1 protein-coding gene is annotated in these 879 nt (G+C 44.8%); it reads right to left on the reverse strand.

What is annotated here, in order from left to right; genetic code table 11:
- Nucleotides 1-120: 120 nt before the first annotated feature.
- Nucleotides 121-879, reverse strand: a 759-nt coding sequence (gene rny, locus AC1DWN_RS34485; RefSeq protein WP_477563302.1) for a ribonuclease Y, incomplete at its 5' end; no start/stop codon positions are given.

The following is an 879-nucleotide window of genomic DNA, read 5'->3' on the forward strand; positions in this document are numbered from 1 at the left end:
CTTCCTTTATCGTTTACACTTATTAATCAAATTATTGATCACTCATTAATCACTCATTAATCAGACAGAAAAGTGGCTAAACAATCAGCCACTTTTCTGTCATAACTATTTTGTTGTTGCTTATTTCGCGTATTCAACTGCTCTTGTCTCACGAATGACCGTAACTTTAATATGTCCCGGATAATCAAGTTCACTCTCGATTTTTTTCGTGATGTCCCGAGCGAGTCGGAATGCTTCCGTATCATCGATTTTATCCGGCTGCACCATGACGCGCACTTCGCGGCCGGCTTGGATCGCGAACGATTTTTCAACGCCTTCAAACGATAAGGAAATGTCTTCAAGCTTTTCCAGTCGTTTGATGTACGTTTCGAGCGTTTCACGGCGAGCTCCTGGACGTGCAGCTGATAAAGCATCAGCCGCTCCTACTAGAATCGCGATAACGGAAGTTGCTTCCGTATCACCGTGATGAGAGGCAATACTGTTAATAACAACAGGATGCTCCTTGTACTTCTTCGCTAGCTCTACGCCGATTTCAACGTGTGAGCCTTCCACTTCGTGGTCAAGAGCTTTACCGATATCATGCAGCAATCCTGCGCGCTTCGCAAGTGTAATATCCTCGCCAAGTTCTGCCGCCATCAAGCCAGTTAGGTAAGCAACCTCCATGGAGTGCTTCAGTACGTTTTGGCCATAACTTGTCCTAAACTTCAATCGACCAATAATCTTAATTAAGTCAGGATGTAAGCCATGTACGCCCACTTCGAAAGTAGCTTGCTCACCGTATTCACGAATGCGCTCATCCACTTCTTTGCGTGATTTTTCAACCATTTCTTCAATGCGAGCAGGATGGATACGACCATCAGCTACAAGCTTTTCTAGAGC

The sequence above is a fragment of the Paenibacillus sp. P4_A7 genome (assembly GCF_056402455.1).